The 18,366-nt window shown below is 44.6% G+C and carries 16 protein-coding genes; 5 read left to right on the top strand and 11 right to left on the bottom strand.

The features are described from left to right. Position 1 precedes the first annotated feature (1 nt). From cyoD to FME95_RS04490, 5 genes are all read right to left on the bottom strand, one after another. Positions 2–340, bottom strand: a complete 339-nt coding sequence (cyoD, locus tag FME95_RS04470) for a cytochrome o ubiquinol oxidase subunit IV (RefSeq protein ID WP_147713216.1) — start codon at positions 338–340, stop codon at positions 2–4. Then, entirely contained in the window at positions 340–954 is a 615-nt protein-coding gene (cyoC, locus tag FME95_RS04475; RefSeq protein WP_147713217.1) for a cytochrome o ubiquinol oxidase subunit III, read from the bottom strand. The genes cyoD and cyoC overlap by 1 nt, the downstream gene beginning before the upstream one ends. Further along, positions 954–2,957: a cytochrome o ubiquinol oxidase subunit I gene (gene cyoB / locus FME95_RS04480; protein ID WP_222709950.1), complete on the bottom strand. Its 2,004-nt coding sequence runs from the start codon at positions 2,955–2,957 to the stop codon at positions 954–956. The genes cyoC and cyoB overlap by 1 nt, the downstream gene beginning before the upstream one ends. Before the next feature lie 28 nt (positions 2,958–2,985). Then, entirely contained in the window at positions 2,986–3,870 is an 885-nt protein-coding gene (cyoA, locus tag FME95_RS04485; RefSeq protein ID WP_147713219.1) for a ubiquinol oxidase subunit II, read from the bottom strand. A 709-nt stretch (positions 3,871–4,579) separates the two neighbouring features. Then, entirely contained in the window at positions 4,580–5,089 is a 510-nt protein-coding gene (locus tag FME95_RS04490; protein ID WP_246109358.1) for a flavodoxin domain-containing protein, read from the bottom strand. A gap of 594 nt (positions 5,090–5,683) precedes the next feature. Between FME95_RS04490 and FME95_RS04495 the strand changes: the two genes are divergently transcribed. The 3 genes from FME95_RS04495 to FME95_RS04505 all read left to right on the top strand — a co-directional run bounded on the left by FME95_RS04495 (position 5,684) and on the right by FME95_RS04505 (position 10,135). Next, positions 5,684–7,249 (top strand): Re/Si-specific NAD(P)(+) transhydrogenase subunit alpha, encoded by a 1,566-nt coding sequence (locus tag FME95_RS04495; protein ID WP_425468226.1) that lies wholly within the window; start codon positions 5,684–5,686, stop codon positions 7,247–7,249. Positions 7,250–7,251: 2 nt separating this feature from the next. Further along, positions 7,252–8,649: a Re/Si-specific NAD(P)(+) transhydrogenase subunit beta gene (gene pntB / locus FME95_RS04500; protein ID WP_147713222.1), complete on the top strand. Its 1,398-nt coding sequence runs from the start codon at positions 7,252–7,254 to the stop codon at positions 8,647–8,649. 463 nt (positions 8,650–9,112) lie between these two features. Further along, positions 9,113–10,135, top strand: coding sequence for a sugar kinase (locus tag FME95_RS04505; protein WP_147713223.1), 1,023 nt, complete (start codon positions 9,113–9,115; stop codon positions 10,133–10,135). A 56-nt stretch (positions 10,136–10,191) separates the two neighbouring features. Here the strand turns inward: FME95_RS04505 and FME95_RS04510 are convergent, their stop codons facing one another. The 3 genes from FME95_RS04510 to FME95_RS04520 all read right to left on the bottom strand — a co-directional run bounded on the left by FME95_RS04510 (position 10,192) and on the right by FME95_RS04520 (position 13,117). Then, positions 10,192–11,493, bottom strand: coding sequence for a TRAP transporter large permease (locus FME95_RS04510; RefSeq protein ID WP_147713224.1), 1,302 nt, complete (start codon positions 11,491–11,493; stop codon positions 10,192–10,194). Continuing rightward, positions 11,490–12,050 (bottom strand): TRAP transporter small permease, encoded by a 561-nt coding sequence (locus tag FME95_RS04515; protein ID WP_147713225.1) that lies wholly within the window; start codon positions 12,048–12,050, stop codon positions 11,490–11,492. The genes FME95_RS04510 and FME95_RS04515 overlap by 4 nt, the downstream gene beginning before the upstream one ends. Before the next feature lie 101 nt (positions 12,051–12,151). Then, positions 12,152–13,117 carry a TRAP transporter substrate-binding protein gene (locus FME95_RS04520; protein ID WP_147713226.1) on the bottom strand — a complete coding sequence of 322 codons (966 nt, stop codon included), beginning with the start codon at positions 13,115–13,117 and terminating at the stop codon, positions 12,152–12,154. 520 nt (positions 13,118–13,637) lie between these two features. Here FME95_RS04520 and adhP point away from each other — a divergent pair. Next, positions 13,638–14,657, top strand: a complete 1,020-nt coding sequence (adhP, locus tag FME95_RS04525) for an alcohol dehydrogenase AdhP (RefSeq protein WP_147713227.1) — start codon at positions 13,638–13,640, stop codon at positions 14,655–14,657. Between the two features lie 128 nt (positions 14,658–14,785). Here the strand turns inward: adhP and FME95_RS04530 are convergent, their stop codons facing one another. The 3 genes from FME95_RS04530 to FME95_RS04540 form a co-directional block, all read right to left on the bottom strand. Beyond that, positions 14,786–15,067, bottom strand: a complete 282-nt coding sequence (locus tag FME95_RS04530; RefSeq protein ID WP_147713228.1) for a putative quinol monooxygenase — start codon at positions 15,065–15,067, stop codon at positions 14,786–14,788. Positions 15,068–15,172: 105 nt separating this feature from the next. Continuing rightward, a complete protein-coding gene (gene tpx / locus FME95_RS04535; protein ID WP_147713229.1) occupies positions 15,173–15,673 on the bottom strand; it encodes a thiol peroxidase in 501 nt (166 codons plus the stop codon). A 72-nt stretch (positions 15,674–15,745) separates the two neighbouring features. After that, positions 15,746–16,534 carry a GNAT family N-acetyltransferase gene (locus FME95_RS04540; protein ID WP_147713230.1) on the bottom strand — a complete coding sequence of 263 codons (789 nt, stop codon included), beginning with the start codon at positions 16,532–16,534 and terminating at the stop codon, positions 15,746–15,748. A 214-nt stretch (positions 16,535–16,748) separates the two neighbouring features. Here FME95_RS04540 and FME95_RS04545 point away from each other — a divergent pair, with 214 nt between their 5' ends. Then, complete coding sequence (locus FME95_RS04545; protein ID WP_147713231.1) at positions 16,749–18,359, top strand: ATP-binding cassette domain-containing protein; 1,611 nt, start codon at positions 16,749–16,751, stop codon at positions 18,357–18,359. Positions 18,360–18,366 lie beyond the last annotated feature (7 nt).

Raw genomic sequence — 18,366 nt, forward strand, 5'->3', positions numbered from 1 at the left:
ATTAGTGACCCATTAACATGTTGTGATTTAGATGCTGCATGATCCAAAGTGAGCCCACTAAGATAATCGCTACAATAACCACCACAAACACTGCAGATGTGGTATTCCACATCTGTTCAGAGGAGGTGTTCATATGTAAGAAGAAAATCAACTGGACCAAGATCTGCGCTACCGCACAGATCAAAATCACTGGAATCAGCAACTGTGCTGGACCTACTTCATTAGCAACCATTAAGAATGGAATAACCGTCAGTACAATCGATAATAATAAACCGATGACATACTCTTTGACGCTACCATGTGCTTGACCGCCATGTGTCTGTTCAGAAGACGTACTCATTAAAGGACTCCCATCAGATAAACAACGCTAAAGACACAAATCCAAATGACATCAAGGAAGTGCCAGAATAAGCTTAAGCAAGCCAGACGAGTTTTGTTTGCCGAGGTTAAGCCATCACGCTTAAAGTGAACAAACAACACTAGCATCCATAATAGGCCAGCAAAAACGTGTAACCCGTGCGTGCCAACTAGCGTATAAAAAGCAGACCAAAAAGCGCTGCTGTGGAAAGTGGCACCCTCGTGAGTAAAGTGATGGAACTCATAGAGCTCCATACAGAGAAACGCAAAACCTAACGCAAAGGTGATCGACAACCAAATGATCAGCCCGCGCATCTTGCCTGCATTGGCTTGCAGCATGGCAATACCAAAGGTAAAACTACTGAGCAACAGCAAAGCCGTTTCACCGGCAACAAACGGTAAGCTGAACAGCTCTGTCGCCTCAATTTGGCCAGCAAAGCTGTTAGAGAAAACCGCGTAGGTCGCAAATAGCGTACCGAACAGTAAGCAATCGCTTAGGATATAAATCCAAAAGCCAAACAGGGTATCGCCAGCGTAGTCATGATGATCGTGATCATCATGAGCGTCGATTCCGTGTAATTCAGTATTTGTAGTCATTATGCACCCTCAACTGACGTTTTAGCGGCCTTTTGAGCCTCAAATACATTCGCCAAGTGTTGTCCTTCAATCTCTTCGACTTCGGCAACTTCAACAAAGTAGTCTTTATTGCGCTCTAAGCTATAAGCAATCCAAGAGGCCAAAATACCAATGCCGCTGGCAATCACTAGCCACCAGATGTACCAGATAAAGCCAAAGCCTAACAGCGCTGCAAAGCCACTAATGACCAAGCCCGCCCAGGTGTTCTTAGGCATGTGAATACGCTTATAGCGATCTGGTTTTTGGTAAGCCGTACCTTCTTCTTTGCGATAGAAGTGCTCGTCACGATCATGAATTTTCGGTAACAAAGCAAAGTTATAAAACGGCGGCGGAGAAGAGGTTGCCCACTCAAGAGTACGCGCATTCCATGGATCACCAGTGGTATCCATATTCTGTTTGCGATCTCGAATACTGATAAATACCTGATACAACTGCGAGGCAATACCAGAGGCGATAATGAATACGCCACAGGCAGAAATCCATAACAATGGCGCCCAATCTGGATTATCGGCAACGTTAAGTCGACGTGTCATACCATTAAAGCCAAGCACGTAAATCGGCATAAAGGTGACAAAGAAGCCCGTTGTCCATAGCGCACAGGAGATCTTGCCCCACTTCTCGTTCAGCATGAAACCAGTCGCTTTAGGGAACCAGTAAGTAAAGCCAGCAAAGTAGCCAAACACGGCACCACCAATAATCACGTTATGGAAGTGAGCAATAACAAACAAACTGTTGTGTAAAACAAAGTTCGCCGCAGGTACTGCTAACATCACACCAGTCATACCACCAATGGTAAAGGTGAATAAGAACGATATGGTCCACCACATACTGGCTGAGAATTCGACCCGGCCTTTATACATGGTAAACAACCAGTTAAATATTTTAACGCCCGTGGGTATCGAAATAATCATCGTGGCAATACCAAAGAAGGCATTCACACTCGCGCCTGCACCCATGGTGAAGAAGTGGTGTAACCAAACGATGAACGACAGCACCATGATCACGGCTGTTGCCAATACCAGCGAGGTATAGCCAAACAGGCGTTTGCGCGAGAATGTCGCTGTAATTTCAGAAAAGATACCAAAGGCAGGCAAAACAAGGATATAAACTTCCGGATGCCCCCACGCCCAGATGAGGTTAACGTACATCATCTGGTTACCGCCCATATCATTGGTAAAGAAATGGGTGCCAATGTAACGGTCTAGCGTCAGTAGCGTGAGCGTTACGGTCAAGATCGGGAACGCCAATACGATCAGAGTATTTGCGCACAGCGATGTCCAAGTAAACACCGGCATTTGCATTAGCTTCATGCCTGGAGCACGCATTCTTAAAATGGTGACCACAAAGTTAACACCGGTTAGCAGAGTACCAATACCGGATATCTGCAACGACCAGAGCCAGTAATCGACACCAACCCACGGACTGTACTCCATCCCCGACAGAGGCGGATAAGCCAACCAACCTGTTGCTGCGAATTCGCCAATAAAGAGTGATGCGTTAATTAAGATGGCACCAACAACAAATAACCAGAAACTTAAAGAGTTCAAGAACGGGAACGCGACATCACGCGCGCCAATCTGTAGCGGCACAATAATGTTCATCAGACCAACAACGAGCGGCATCGCGACGAAGAAGATCATGATAACGCCGTGCGCAGTAAATATTTGGTCGTAATGTTCTGGCGGTAAATAAGAAGCATCAATCGTTGAAGCTGCCTGCTGCGTTCGCATCATCAATGCATCGGCAAAGCCTCGCAGCATCATCACCAAAGCAACGATGATATACATTATGCCGATCTTTTTATGATCGACCGAGGTAAACCATTCCTTCCACAAGTATTTCCATTTGCCAAGGTAGGTCACTAATCCTAAAAGGCTAAGACCACCAACAACGACAGCAATCATAACTGGAAAAACCACAGGATCATGGAATGGGATAACATCCCAATTTAACTTCCCGAAAATTGGATCGGGCGTTGCATACACATCACCTTTATAGGCCATTTCGTACTCCTGAGTGTGTCTCGATGATGTCCTTGAATCTAAGCGGTTCAATGGAGGTATAGTAAGTGACAGGGTGAGGTTTCTTAATCTGCTCTTTTTCGTTCGCTTTTAATGCTGCGTAAGCCGCATCATCTAAAGTCTGAGCATTCGTTTGAACATCCTCAACCCACTGATTAAAAGTAGCTTCATCGGTTACATGCGCCTGAAAACGCATATTGGCAAAACCAAAGCCACTGTAATTAGCAGACATACCGCGATAGCTTCCTGCTTCCGTCGCCATTAGGTTTAGACGGTTTTCCATACCTGCCATGGCGTACACTTGACTGCCTAACTGTGGAATAAAGAATGAATTCATGGTGGCATCTGAGGTCACCAAAAACTCCACGGGCCGATCAACTGGGAAGCTCACTTCATTTACCGTCGCAATTTCGTGCTCTGGGTAAATAAATAGCCACTTCCAATTCATAGCAACAACCTGAATCGTCAACGGCGGCTTATCAGAAACGATCTCCTGCCGCGGATCCAAAGAATGGGAGGTTTGATAAGTTACCCAACCCAATGCTGCAATAATCAAGCATGGAACGGTCCATACAACGATTTCAATTTTCGTCGAATGTTCCCAATTCGGCTTGTATTCAGCATCTTTATTGGTGTGGCGATACTTATACGGGAAATAAAACGCCATAAACAACACGGGCACGATGACAATAGCCATCAGCAGTACTGACGTTATGATTAATGCTTTCTGCGCGCTACCGATGCTACCTTTCGGATCGAATAGAACCATGTCGGTGCTGAAGAGTACGCCCAAAAAAACAACGGCGACCGTGGCCACCAGTGCCAAGGCAATTTTATTAATAAACCTTACTTTCATCTTTTCTCCGACTTAACAAAATGCTAACGGATTAATTTTGAGTGTGAATACAGGACAGTCACTTGCTCATTTCGCTATAAAATAGTGTTTCGGCAAACAAACTGCTGACGTCTTATTATCTACACTTTTACGCTTGTTCGAACTAATAATTTGGTACCAGCTTGACCAAAATAACATCAGCTCAACCCATATTGGCTTACTTTAGAAGGAAATACGCTGTTTGTGAAAGAATAGTTTATTTCGCAGAGCCATAATTGCTTAATATTCAAACAATCGCTGTTCGCTTTAGTATAAAAACCGACCAACCTGCAACACCATCACACAACCAACGTCAACTCCGCTGCAGATAAAAACACAATCGATTAAAAAGACAGCAACAATAAAGCAGTGCTAGCCAATCACCCAATAACACCTATTCAGTTAATAACAATAAGTACAAGTAAGTGAAGTGAGAGAGAGAGCGTGTGTGTGAGTAGATAGATAGGAGAGAATGAGTAGATAGATAAAGTAGGTAGGCGACGACACAAACGTAACAGAAAGCTGAAAAGCTAAGTAAGAATGAATAAAAAGATAATCAAACAGATGAACAAACTGGTAGGCAGGTGAATCAACAAACAACTCGCCCAGAGCTCAGCAACATACGCAACCGATAAAACTATCGCCAGCTAAGCTCCAGCAAGTCAAAAACAGTCTAGCTTTAACTCCAATATTAGGATAAAGCTTGCTTTAAAGACGAAAGCCAAGCACCGATGCGCTCAGAGGTTTTTTCCGCTTCATTAATCTCATCAATACCACAACCACACCACTGCTCTTCAACTTCTGCCAATGAGAAATCGTATTGATAAAGCTGCTTAGGGATAAAGCCAATGGCACGAGCGCCTGCTGAAGTAAAAGATTGATAGAGCTTGCCCAAGGCACTGCAAAAATTCTCTGAATGCTTGTGCGAATCGCCAGCGCCAAAAAACGCCACCGTCTTTCCAGCAAAATCAACATCACCGGTATCAATATCCAACAGAGCATCAACCCAAGAAAAATGCGTATCACCCTGCCCCCAAGTCGAACTGCCTAAAAACAACACATCGTAAGCCAACAGGTCATCTATTTCGTCAAAGTCATCTTCCATATTAAAGATGTCTTCTTCATCAATATTAAATGCCTTAACCAACGCCTCCACAATTTTCATTGAAGTGCCGCCAGCCGTTCCAACAAACACACCCATTTTTGACACCGCTATTTCCTCTTGTTGTTTTAAATTTAAAGTCGTTTTGAAATTCAAACTGCTTTCGAATTAACAGGCTAAAACCCATCACTCAGTAGAGGCTGTATTGCAATCACTAGACCAAGGCATCGACCTAACAATGAACACGACTAAACAATTGAAATAAAAGAGGAATCTGCTGATTCGCTGCGCTGAACAAAAAACATCTAGCCAGACATTGTGATCTTTATAACTGTCAATTTTGCCACAACGATCTACGATCAACTTTACCATTTGGTAAACGCCGATATTGCTAGAAAAGCAGCACTGTATTGCAGCGAAAAGAACGAGCCAAAAAAAACTTGAAACAGGCCTCAGTTTGCGATCTTTCCTTCCTCTCACAACTGATATTCCGCTGAAAAAAAGCCCGACGAGCCTTGTAATTCTGGACTGCAGAACAATATTGCAAAGATTAAGTATGGTGTGCCCGTTATTTAGTTGATCTAACGCAACGAGACGTTCACACTCCGCTGGCTAACTACGCGATCCAATATTGAATGCGGTCGATCGCATCGCTAAAACCATGACAAGAGAGGTCAAGATATCCCTATGTCACTGAACATTGCAGTGCCTATTGACACCACTGCCGGAGAAACACGGGTTCCTGTCAGTCCTGACACGACCAAAAAACTGATTGAATTAGGCTTTACCGTCAGCATCGAAAAAGGTGCCGGTGCTCAATCACAGTTTTCTGATCAAGATTACCTAGACTCAGGCGCAACGATTGAATCTGACGTCGCTAAGCTTTATGCCAATGCTGACGTACTACTAAAGCTCAACGCACCTGAAGCTAAACACCCAACAAGCAAGAAGGGTGAGTTAGAAATGCTTGGCGCAAACAAGACCTGGATTTCTTTCTTAGCTCCGGCGCAAAATGCAGATTTACTCGACGCACTTAAAGAAGCCAACATCAGTGCTATTTCTCTTGAGTCGATTCCGCGTATTTCTCGCGCACAAAAAATGGATATTCTTAGCTCGATGGCCAACATTGCTGGCTATCGTGCTGTGGTTGAAGCAGCACACAACTTTGGTCGCTTCTTTACTGGCCAAGTCACCGCTGCAGGTAAAATTCCACCAGCAAAAGTATTGGTGATTGGTGCCGGTGTTGCAGGTCTTGCAGCCATTGGTGCCGCAAAAAGCTTAGGTGCGATTGTTCGCGCGTTCGACACTCGCTTAGAAGTGAAAGAACAAATTCAATCCATGGGTGGTGAATTCCTTACCGTTGAGATTGAAGAAGACGGTTCTGGCGCTGGCGGTTACGCCAAGCAGATGTCGAAAGAGTTTATCGAAGCCGAAATGGCATTGTTCTTAGAACAGGCTAAAGAAGTCGATATCATCATCACCACCGCACTGATTCCAGGTAAGGCAGCACCGAAGCTGATTACCGAAGAAATGGTTAAAGCGATGAAGCCAGGCTCTGTCATTGTTGACTTAGCTGCGCCAAACGGCGGTAACTGTGAATGTACGGTTAAAGATGAAGTGGTTACAGCGCACAACGTTAAAGTTGTTGGCTACACCAATCTAGCGGGCCGAGCGGCAAACCAAGCTTCGACACTACTAAGTAATAATGTGTTACGTTTGGTTGAGCACCTATGCCCTGAAAAAGATGGCAAGTTGCACTTCGACCTAGAAGATGAAATCACTCGTGGCTGCACTGTGGTTCATGACAAAGACATCCTATGGCCACCACCGCCACCAAAACTTTCCGCTGCTCCGCAAAAACCAGCGGTTCAACCTGAGCCTGCTGCTGAGCCAGAAGTTTCTAAAGTTAAAAAAGCCAAACCGATTGCACTGTACTGGCTGGTCGCTGGTGCGTTACTGCTTGGTTTAGGCCAGGTTGCACCAGCTGACTTTATGGGTCACTTCACTGTATTTGTGTTGTCTATTTTTGTCGGTTGGCAAGTTATTTGGAACGTAAGCCACTCATTGCATACGCCATTAATGGCGGTCACCAATGCGATCTCTGGGATCGTCATTATTGGTAGTTTGCTACAGGTATCGAGCAGCTCTGCAATTATTACAGGCATTGCCGCGATCGGTATTTTAATGGCAAGTATCAATATTGGCGGCGGCTTCTTTGTGACTCGCCGCATGCTTAACATGTTCCGTAAAGAGGGCTAAGAATGACTGGTTTACTTTCAATGGCCTACTTACTGGCAGGCATATTTTTCATCCTATCGCTGAGTGGCTTAAGCTCACAAGAAACGGCTCGCCGTGGTAATGCTTATGGCATGACCGGTATGGCAATCGCTATTCTAGCAACCATTGCTTCACCTGAGGTCGATGCCTATGGGTTGTTAATTGCGATGATTGTTATCGGCGGCGCTATTGGCCTCTGGCTGGCATCACGTGTCGAAATGACCGCAATGCCACAGCTGGTTGCTATGTTGCACAGCTTTGTCGGCTTAGCCGCTGTGTTAATCGGCTGGGGCGGCTACTTAGGTAGCGATATCGACGGCCACCACTTAGAAGGTGCCGAAGCCATTATCCATAACACTGAGATTTTCTTAGGCATCTTCATCGGCGCAGTCACCTTGACAGGCTCGTGGATTGCTTGGGCAAAACTACAGGGTTCGATTTCTGGCAAGCCTCTAATGCTGCCGTTCCGTCATGGCCTTAATGTTATCGCCCTACTTGCATCCATCGTGATGTTAGTACTGTTCGTTAACGACCCGCATGGCTCGAACGCACTGATCCTAATTTCTGCAATGACGGTCATCGCCTGCCTATTAGGTATTCACCTAGTCGCTGCGATTGGTGGTGCAGACATGCCTGTGGTTGTTTCTATGTTGAACAGCTACTCAGGTTGGGCAGCAGCAGCAACTGGCTTCATGCTAGGTAACGACCTACTTATCATTACCGGTGCACTGGTTGGTTCTTCTGGCGCGATTCTGTCTTACATCATGTGTGCAGCGATGAACCGCTCGTTCATGAGCGTCATCTTAGGTGGCTTTGGTAACGACAGCGGATCTGCAGCCGTTGAAGATGAAGAATACGGCGAAGCCGTTTCTATCAACCATGAAGAAGCTGCCGAGCTACTAAAAGACGCTCAACGCATCATCATTACACCAGGTTTTGGTATGGCAGTAGCAAAAGCACAGCAAGCCGTTGCAGAATTAACCGAAAAGCTACGTAATGACGGCAAAGAAGTTCGCTTTGCGATTCACCCAGTTGCAGGTCGCCTACCCGGCCACATGAACGTACTGTTGGCCGAAGCAAATGTTCCTTACGACATCGTGCTAGAAATGGATGAAATTAACGATGACATGCCAGACACCGACGTTGTTATGGTGATTGGTGCAAACGATATCGTTAACCCAGATGCGATCGAGAAACCAAACTCACCGATTGCTGGCATGCCAGTACTGGAAGTTTGGAAAGCGAAAAAATGCATCGTACTGAAGCGTTCAATGGCAACAGGTTATGCGGGTGTACAAAACCCACTATTCTTTAAAGAGAACTCAGCCATGCTATTTGGCGACGCTAAAGAAACCGTACAGGCGTTGGTAAGCAAGATTTAATATCAACAACAAAAGCGTTTTTAAAGCCGGCTAACATGCCGGCTTTTTTGTGCCTAAAACAATCTAATTTTATTTGCTGCTACATTCACGCGTTGACTTTAAACCACTAATCTCGCCTTACCTTAAACTGAATTTTAAAAGTCCATCGCCCGTTCAGTAACTGATTAACATCAATTCAAACTTAGCTAGAAAGTGAATAATGAAGTCTGTTTTTTGGTAAACCTAAAATCAATAATGGAAGGGTTGGCGCAACTTTAAAGCTCAAAGATTAATTATAGATCACCCATATCTTACTCAATACAAGAGCCGTCAAAACCACCCTCCGTATCATGGTGAATAGATACAAACAAAGCATTTTCAGCTGTTTACTTTTTAAATTCCTTCTCAACTCCATGTCGTTTTAATGTTCACAATAATTCGGCAACGAGTCACCACCTACCTTTACTTCCAATAAGGAGCTTTAATGAAAATATTAACTTTTGGCGAAATGATGTTGCGTTTAAAACCAACCGGTTTTGAACGTATTTTACAAACCAGTAATTTTGAAGCTGCCTACGGAGGCGCCGAAGCAAATGCTGCCGTCTCACTAGCAATATTGGGTCACGATGCAAGCTACCTCACCAAATTACCCGAAAACCCTTTAGGTGAAGCGGCTATGGGTGCGCTGCGTAAATTTGGTGTGAACACACAAAACATCTTACGTGGAGGTCCTCGATTAGGGCTGTACTTTTTTGAAAAGGGCAATGGTGTACGCTCTACCGGCGTTGTCTACGACCGTGCCGGCAGCTCCATAGCAACCGCTAAGGCAGATGAGTTTGACTGGAAAGCGCTGCTAAAAGATATCGACATATTCTATTTTTCAGGCATTACCCCAGCGATATCCAGCGAATTAAAAGAAGCCTTACACAAGGCTTTAAATTACTGTAAATCAAATAAAATCACCGTCATTTGTGATCTTAACTATCGCGGTAAAATGTGGACGCCAGAACAAGCGCAAAAAACCATGGCCGAAATTATGCCATTTGTTGATGTCTGCATTGCTAACGATGAAGATTTTGAAGCCACTCTTGGCATTAAAGCTTTTGATGGCAACATGGCAACCGGTATCGATCAAATAGAATCCTTCCGCGAAGGCATGAAAGCAGTTACTGAAAAATATCCAAACTGCAAAACCGTTGCTAGCGTATTACGTAATATTAATAGTGTCGAACAAAGCGACTGGATGGCTATTTTATATACCGACGGTAAGTTTTATGAAACACCAACCCATAATGTGAATGTTATGGAAGGTGTTGCTGCTGGTGATGCCTTTGGCGCAGGCTTAGTGCACGGCTTAGTCAAAAAACTCGATCCACAAGAAACCATCGAATTTGCTATTGCCGCAAGTGTATTAAAGCTTTCAATTAGTGGTGATTTAAACCTGATCACCGAAGCAGAAATCCGAGCTGCCATGCAAAAAGGCAGCAACGCTCGATTAAGCCGATAAAATCTTAATCGCAATAAAAAGGCGACTTATAGGTCGCCTTTTTTATAGAACTGAGTTTAATTTTGCGTCATCGAAGTTGGCAACCAAGTAACGATACTCGGAAATGCGGTGACTAAAACAACACCCAATAATAATAGAAAGAAAAACGGCAACGCAGCTTTCGCCACATACAGAATATCCTTGCCCGTTAAACTCTGAATCACAAATAGGTTAAAACCTACTGGCGGCGTAATCTGAGACATTTCAACCACCAAGACTATATAAATCCCAAACCATAGAGGGTCGATTCCTGCTTCAATCACCATTGGTAATACCACTGATGTGGTTAATACCACAACCGAAATACCATCCAAAAAACAACCTAAAACAATGAACATCAAGGTTAAGAAGAATAACAACAGGTAAGGCGAAAGGTTCATCGCACCAATCTGTTCAGCCAACATCCTTGGCAAGCCAATAAAGCCCATAGCCATGGTTAAAAAAGCCGCTCCAGCAAGAATTAAAATAATCATGCAGGACGTTTTAACTGCCCCCATCAGGCTTGCCATAAAAGTTTTTACATTCAAAGTGCCACTACTTAAAGCCAGGCTCAATGCACCAACCACACCAAAAGCAGCCGCTTCGGTGGGAGTCGCCAAACCACCATAAATAGAACCTAAAATGAAGACCACAAGGATAGCGACAGGTAATAATTTTAACAGTGCGCTGAATTTCTCACGCCAGCTATAACGTGTTTCATGTTTTACTTTCTGTTCATTACGCAATGCCCAAAGACTGGTATAACCCATAAAAAGAAGTACCAGCATTAAGCCTGGCAAGGCACCGGCAATAAACAACCGACCAATAGAAACTTCGGCAGCAACACCATAAACGATCAAGATTATCGAAGGTGGTATTAGCAAACCTAACGTGCCAGAACCAGCCAGTGTCGCAATCGCCATTTTTTCACTATAACCCTGACGCTTAAGTTCAGGTAAGGTCATTCGTCCAATAGTGGCGGCTGTTGCCGCAGAAGAACCAGACACTGCCGCAAAAATGCCACAACTTAGAATATTGACATGTAGCAGTCGTCCAGGAATACGACTCAGCCACGGCGTTAAGCCTTCAAATAAGTCTCGCGACAAACGAGTCCGAAACAGAATTTCACCCATCCATATAAACAATGGTAAGGCCGCTAACGACCAATCAGAAATCGCCCCCCAATTTGAGGTAGCGTAAAGCATACCAATACGAGGGTTACCCAATAACATCAGGCCGACGATAGACACAGCAACCAAGGTTAAGGCCACCCAAAAACCTGCCGCAAGCAACGCAAATAAAGTAATTAATAAAACGATACCAATAACAACTTCGCTCATAATGCGTCTCCCGATGTATTGGCATGAGGCTGCATATTAATTACCGACTGCTCAACAAGTTCTTGCTCTTCAGAACTGGCAATTGTCTGGTCAAAGAAAAGACAACCCACGGTTTGATCAATAATAGCAATGGCTAAACTTAACATGCCGAAACCCATTGGAAACTGAACCAACCAAAGCGGTACTGGTACGTAACCAGAAGAAACTTCTTCAAACAGGTAGGATTCATAAGTAATAAAAAATAAATACCAACTTAAATAAAGTGTTAACAGACTTGCCAGCACTAAAACAAAAATATCTGCTCGCTTTTGCCAACGAGTAGAAAGTTTAGATATCACCAAACTTACACGAATATGACCACCCTGCCGAAAAGTATAAGCAAGGCCAAAGAAGCTACCCGCAACCAATAAAAAGCCTGCAAAGTCATCGCTAGAAGGTACTTCAACACCAAACCAACGACCAACAACTCGAGCTAAAATAACCAAACAAATAGCAACAATGCAAAGCCCAGAAAGCACTGCTGTTAAACTATAAAACCGATCTAAAACTTGGCGCACAATTAAAACCCTCACATGAAACCAGTATTGTTAAACTAAAAAGCCTGCCGCTGTTATTAAACATGAACAGCGACAGGCTTAGGCTTGTTAGTGATCAGGAATTAATAAGAATCTAACACCTTTTTACCTTCAGCACCGGCTTCTTCTAACCACTCTTGAGCCATGGTTTCGCCCACAGCTTGCAATGCTGTTTTAAGTTCTGCTGTTGGTTCAGAAACCGTCATACCATTGGCCGCAAGTTCTGCCGTTTTGCTAATCGTTTCTTCTTCGGCCATTGCCCAACCACGTAGTTCGGCTTTTTCAGCGGCTTCAAGTAACGCCGTCTGCAAGTCTTTATCTAAGCGTTTAAAGGCGCGTTTATTAACCACGACCATATTTTTAGGAATCCACGCCTGTACATCAGTGTAGTGAGAAACATAGTCCCAAGATTGACTACTAACACCAGTCGTTGGTGAGGTAATCATCATATCAACAATACCCGTAGAAAAAGCCTGTGGTATTTCAACCGTCTGTACCGTTGTTGGTGAGGCTTCTAATAGCACGGCTAAACGAGAAAGTGTTGAACTATAGGCGCGTAATTTAGCACCTTTAAAGCTATCGATGTTAGTGACTGGTTCTTTACTGTAAATGCCTTGAGGCGGCCATGGTACAGAGAACAGCAACATCAAGCCTTCCTTATCCAGCTTAGCTTCTAAGGTTGATTTAGAGGCTGCATACAACGCCTTAGCTTGGTCAAAGTCGGTAGCTAAAAATGGAATATTATCTAACTTATAAATAGGATCACTGTTACCCATGATGCCAATAAATACTTCCCCAATTGGCACCAGCTCAGACCGAACTGAACGTGCTATTTCGGTGTGTTTCACTAAGGAAGCACCCGAATGTACAACGATTTCAAATTCACCGTCCGTTGCGTCGTTCAAATCTTGAGCAAACTGAATAATATTTTGTGTATGATGCGTTGCATCAACGTAAGGCGTTGCCATATCCCAACGCGTTTCTGCTGATAAAAATGCCGATGCTAGGCCAATTGCGATAGTTGCTGTCGTTCTGATACTCATATTCATTAAAACACCTCAGTTACATCGAACCTGTCGTTCGATACCATTACGTTAAATATTCACAATGGCAATCATGCATACTTCAAGCCAGCTAACTTCACGCTAATCAAATTCACACCGGCAACTTCTAAGCCCTTGTCCTGCAATGATTCAAGGTGATATTGAAAAACAAATACAAGCTAATCCTATGCAGATTATACGAACTAAAATGATGCATCCATATTCAACCAGCCGACATATTGTTGAAACTAAAAGAGACAACGACCTAACAGCCTAATAGCTTTTTCGATTACAGCGCCTTCAAGAGTGCTGTTGTAATTCCCTCGAAAACCCCACTCAGTTCAATCAGTTTTCTAGCCTTTTACCCTGCGATAACATCGGGCTTTTCATCACTCAAAAAATTTACGCTAGGCTGTGAAGAAGCACTCGGTTAGCCGCCAAAAAAACTGACGAATATCAATAAACATCTGCGTACAAGACAAATAATAACCCTTGCCTATTAATCAATAGCTAGAGGGAACAATAAATGAAAGCAGCCGTTGTCAGTGAGTTTAAGGGCGCGTTAGAAATAAAAGACATACCTCGCCCTACCGTAAAAGCCAAAGACATTCTCGTTAAAATTCATGCTTGTGGTGTTTGTCATACCGACTTACATGCTTGCCACGGCGACTGGCCAGTAAAGCCTAAAATGCCATTAGTACCAGGCCATGAAGGCGTTGGCGAGGTCGTTGAAGTTGGCTCAGAAGTTCACCACTTAAAGCTTGGTGACCGAGTAGGCATACCCTGGTTATACAGTGCCTGTGGCCACTGCGATTACTGTTTAGATGGCAAAGAAACTCTTTGCTTAGACCAGCATAACGCAGGTTACTCCGTTGATGGCAGCTACGCTGAATACTGTTTAGCCCATGCCGACTACGCCATTAAAATTCCTGAAGGTTTAACTTATGTTGATGCCGCACCATTATTCTGCGCCGGTGTAACAACGTACAAAGCGCTTAAAGTTACCGATGTAAAACCTGGACAGTGGGTTGCGATTATTGGTGCTGGCGGTTTAGGCCATTTGGCTATTCAATACGCTGTCGCTATGGGTATGAATGTTATTGCTGTTGACACTGGAGCCGAAAAACTTGAGCTGGCAAAAACTCTCGGGGCTCGTCACTGCATCGACTTTAAAAAGCAAAGTCCATCCGAAGCAATTATCGAACTAACCCCAGGCGGAGTTCATGGCGTGGTCTGTACGGCGGTATCGCAACCTGCATTCAAAGAGGCTTATCGTTCAGTAAGACGCGGCGGTGCATGCGTACTCGTTGGTTTGCCGCCGGATGAAATGCCCATCCCTATTTTCGATACCGTGCTCAATGGTGTTAAGGTTATTGGTTCTATTGTTGGTACTCGAAAAGACTTACAAGAATGTTTGCAATTTGCCGCCGACGGTAAAGTTAAAGCCATTACCGAAGTTAAGCACCTTGAAGACATTAATGAAGTTTTTGCAGATATGGAAAAGGGTGAAATTACTGGGCGTATTGTTATGGCAATGAACGACTAACTCACTATCATCTCTTTATAAAAGGCTATGGTAAATCAAATGTCATGGCCTTTTATGATTCCACCGAATACCTCTGTTGCTACACATCTACCTGCTACACCTCTATTACTAAAGCGCTATGATTAGCATTAAGCACCGCTGACTTGATAATGGCGTTTTACATTTTTAGTTACCCTGCCCCAATCCGATTCAGCAACGCGTTGTTGATGAAGTTCAAATGCCTGTTTAGATTCGAATTCTTCAGCGACATCAAAAATGCAAGGCTCAGACTCTCGTTGCTGCACAGAAAAACTGATGCATCCTGATTCTTGCAACGTTAATTCCTTATGAATTTTTAGTGCGCCCATTACTTGTTCTAATTCGTCTTCTGGTACAACGATGTAGCCAGTGAGAGTCACGACGTTATTCATTATTACTCTTCGCTAATAGTTTTCGCATGCTATCTTTCTTACCCTGCTGCAATAAAGAGCGGCGTTAAATGTAACGCCGCTATGCTATCAAGAACTAACAGAAACTTATGCTAATGCGTTAAGAGCCGCGTCGTAATTTGGCTCGTCAGCGATTTCTGCAACTAGCTCGGTATGTACGACCTTGCCAGATTCATCGATAACAACGACTGAACGCGCACATAAACCCAGTAATGGGCCATCGGCAATAGCAACGCCATAATCTGCCATAAAGCTTTCGGCACGGAAGGCCGATGCTGTTTTCACGTTATCTAAACCTTCGGCACCACAAAAACGAGCAAAGGCAAAAGGTAAGTCTTGCGAAACACAAACCACGCTAACATCGTCACGTTCGTTCATAGAGGCGTTAAACTTTCGCGTTGAGGCCGCACAGGTGCCGGTATCAACACTTGGGAAAATATTTAGAATTAACTTTTTACCTGCAAAATCTTTAAGCTCAACCGGCGCTAGGTCTGCACCGACTAATGAAAAGGCTGGCGCTTGCGAACCAACGCTCGGTAAAGAGCCTGCTACCGAAACCGGATTACCCTGTAATGTTACTGTTGCCATATCGTTACTCTCCTAATGTTGGTGTTTTGTTTGTCTCTATTATTAATCACAGTGGAACTGTTTTTATTGAAATTATTCAGCTGATATACGATACCAATAGTCATAACCATGCTGGTAGCCTAATTTTTTATACAGGCGGATGGCTGCCTGATTATCGGCGACAACCTGCAAATAACTATAGTTTGCACCCTGTTGCACTGCCCAAGCGAGCATGGCAGAAATAAGCTGATTGGCAAAGCCCTGATTACGAGCGATCTTTTTAGTGGCTATATCAAACAGGCCGAAATATTGGCCACTTAAAACCCCCAAGCCGCAAGCCAGCTCTTGCTCACCATCCGTTAACACCAACATCAATGTTTTGTCTTCGATGCGCTTCAGCATGTCTAGATGTGTTTGATGATCGCCAAGCGCCACCTCGTTAATAGCACAATAGCTGGCAATCCATTGTTCATGAGTTTTTTCGATCATGCGTACAGAGGCTGATTTGTTAAGCGATTCGATTAGCCCACTATCAACCATTAAAGATTTCACCAGAACATGAGATTTATCGATCTGCCGGAAGCCCTTACTCTGCAAAAAATCATCCAGCCGTTGCTGCTGACACACCGTTGGCAAGCGGAAAATACAGGGCAAGTTTTGCGCTTTAAAAGCAGCTTGGTAGTGAGCAAGCCAAGGTTCCAAATCACCCTGTGGCGGCTCAAGCACATTAGCCGAATTGGCGCGCTTGGTATAACCATTGGCAAACCGCAAAACCACGCCTTGATGCTCGGCTTGCTGCAACGCAGGCCATGCACGAAAAGCCGCATGTTCAAGCGCAACAAAGTCTATCGGCGTTTCTGCTGTTTGGCTTGTGTTTGGCATCTAAACTCCTTTTTGCTTGCTTGTAGGCTCGCTTAAAATAACCAGCTAGACAGAATACAACGATATTGTTAGCCTACACCAGCGTTTCAATACAACTCAGAAATGCAGCTTTTTCATCAATCTTTACTTTCAAAATAACCTCAAGGAACGCCAATGATTCTGTGATTTTCCAAACTTAACTGACTTACCTTTATTCAGTACTGGAGAATCTATCATGGCGGCTCACTTATCTGCTTACGACGTTTCGTTGCGTCTAAACGACGGCGATTATCTTTTTCAACAGCTCAACTTTACGCTCGATGCTTCGCTCACCGCATTAGTCGGTGCAAATGGCGTTGGTAAATCCCTATTGGCACGCGCTCTGGTTGGCGAGCTAAACTTCACCAGCGGCACGGTAAACAAGCAGGGCTCGGTGTATTACGTTCGGCAATCGGTACGTGAAGACGAGCAACTCAGCATTGCACAACTATTTAATTTAGCCGAAGCCTATTCTGCCGCTCAGCGAGTCGAGCTAGGCGGCACTGATGAGCAAGATTTTGTCTGCGCGCAAGATTGGTGGCAGCAGTCTGCCGCTGTTAGTGAAGCCTTGCGTATTAGCGGTATGCCTCAACCCGCTGAGTTTAATCAACTGGTGACTGACTTTTCCGGCGGTGAACAATTTCGGTTACTGTGGGCGGCAGCGGTTTTTGCCCAACCAGATATGTATATTTTTGATGAGCCGACCAACCATTTAGATCAACAAGGTCGCGAGCGCTTTATGCACTGGCTAGCGTCGCAACAAAAACCGCGCTTGGTGATTAGCCATGATCGTGACTTACTCGATGCTGCCGAGCATATTTTGGAATTAACGCCTCAGGCTGTGCATCGTCACTCTGGTGGTTTTCAACACTATATCGACGCACGCAATAAACGCTGGCAAGGCCAACAGAGCGCGGTGGAGTTATCGCGCAAGCAACAGCAACGACAAGCTCACGAAGCACAAGCCGCACTCGAAAAACAACAACAGCGCACCGCACGAGGAAAAGCCAAAGCTCAACATACCGGCATGGATAAATTATTACGCGACAGCCTAAAACAATCTGCACAAAACAGCCAAGGGCAGCAAAAATTAATGCGCCAACAGCGCAAGCAAGATAGCGAAAGCCAGTTGTTGCAGACCGAACAACAACGTGAATACTTAGAACCCATTAGTCTTGAATTACCGGGTTCTGCAATAGCTGCCAGCAAGCAGGCTGTTACTTTTAGCAACTGGGTAACCGGTATACAGCAGGCGAACCATAAGCCGATAACTCTGAGTTTACAGGGGGCTTTTCGCTTACGTATTAATGGCCCAAACGGTGTCGGTAAAAGTGTATTACTGAATAGCCTGATCAAACAGCAAGGCACGCTGGCAGGCCGTGCTCAAGTTCATGTACCAGCCATGTACTTGGCACAGCATGTTCATCACTTTGCTGCGGATAAAACCGCTATCGAAAACCTATTAATTCGCCAACCCAAGCTAAACGAACAGCAAGGTCGGGAACGCCTCGCTCGGTTGCGCTTACGCAATAAAAAAGCCGACATTGCCTTTGCTCAGCTTAGTGGCGGCGAACAGCTTAAAGCCGTACTTGCTTGTGAATTATTAGGCCCAGTGACACCGCAGTTGATCATTCTCGATGAACCCACCAACCACCTAGATTTAGACAGTACCTTGGCATTAGAGCAGGCATTGAGCCAATATCAGGGCGCGCTTATTGTGGTCAGCCACGACGAGCGTTTTGTGCAAACACTCGGTGTGACTCAGCAACTGACATTGCCCGAAGCTTCTATCCAAGACATTAAATGATATCGGC

Origin of the sequence: Reinekea thalattae (genome assembly GCF_008041945.1) — a bacterium.
Classification (GTDB): domain Bacteria; phylum Pseudomonadota; class Gammaproteobacteria; order Pseudomonadales; family Natronospirillaceae; genus Reinekea; species Reinekea thalattae.